Origin of the sequence: Citrobacter sp. S46_ASV_140 (genome assembly GCF_018919545.1) — a bacterium.
Lineage (GTDB): Bacteria > Pseudomonadota > Gammaproteobacteria > Enterobacterales > Enterobacteriaceae > Citrobacter > Citrobacter braakii.
Map to the genome: position 1 here is coordinate 1 of NZ_JAHLRC010000270.1, position 1,040 is coordinate 1,040.

General features: G+C 53.2%; 1 protein-coding gene. It reads right to left on the minus strand.

Annotated features, from left to right (window positions below):
• Positions 1-904, minus strand: a 904-nt coding sequence (locus KQJ19_RS23690; RefSeq protein ID WP_216404284.1) for a DUF4153 domain-containing protein, incomplete at its 3' end; no start/stop codon positions are given.
• Between the last annotated feature and the right edge of the window lie 136 nt (positions 905-1,040).

The following is a 1,040-nucleotide window of genomic DNA, read 5'->3' on the forward strand; positions in this document are numbered from 1 at the left end:
AACCGGCAATCAGCATATAGATGGGCGCGACAACCAGGGCGCATTTGATCAGGTAGCGTAACGCGGCTGGATAGGGAAGCGCCTCTTTCTGCGGCTCGCGAACGATAGCCATCAACAGCAGCAGGAGCAGCGCCAGCGTTGACATCAACCCGGCCGCAGACACCCGCTGCGAGATAGCCTCCAGGCCGGTGAAGGGCAAGGTCAGCACAAACATCAGCGCCAGCAGCGCGACCAGGGGTAACAGACCGGTGGCGATCAAAGTCAGTAACTTTTGGACCGCCGCAACCAGACGCGACTGCGTGCGGGTCAGTACCACCGCCAGTGCGGTAACCAGGCCAAAGGCCACGTAGCCAAACCAGTCGGTATCAAAGAAAAGCGTGTCGAAGAAGGTAATACCAACGAGCTTAAACATCTCGCTCCATAGCAGGAGCACCATCCAGAACAGACCGTTGGCGACAAAGACAATCAGTAACGTCAGCGCATTAAGCCACAAACTAGCATAATACTGCGCATAGCGGGCCTGCTGGCGGGATGCGTGGAGCGAGTACTGAATCCATGGCAATGCCAGCATCGCCATCAGCAGTAAGCGCCAGCCGTACAACATAAAAATATCATTTTGCCGCCACTTATCGCTGTCCTCGACTTGCCACTTTAGCCAGACGCTCATCGCCAGCACGACAACAAAGATCAGCGCCATCCAGTACCACAGCGCACGTTGTTTGAAAGAGACAACGGTGAGTAAAAGCGCCGAGGAGAGAGCAATTGTCGCGGGCATGCCATAGAACAGCCAGCCGTCATTATGCGGCACCAGATATGTCATCAGCAGGTAGCACAATATCCCCTGTAACAGGCCGATAGATATCATGCCCCAGCGAGTAGTACGTGAAAGTTCAACACTATCCATGTCGTCACCCAGAATGAAGAGAAAAGGTAATTATCGCATCAACTTCACAATTTTGAGCATTGATAGGCCGATCCCGGACCACTGCGGCGGGAAGTGAATCGATATTGTTTATGTATGAGTTACGTTATTTTCTTAC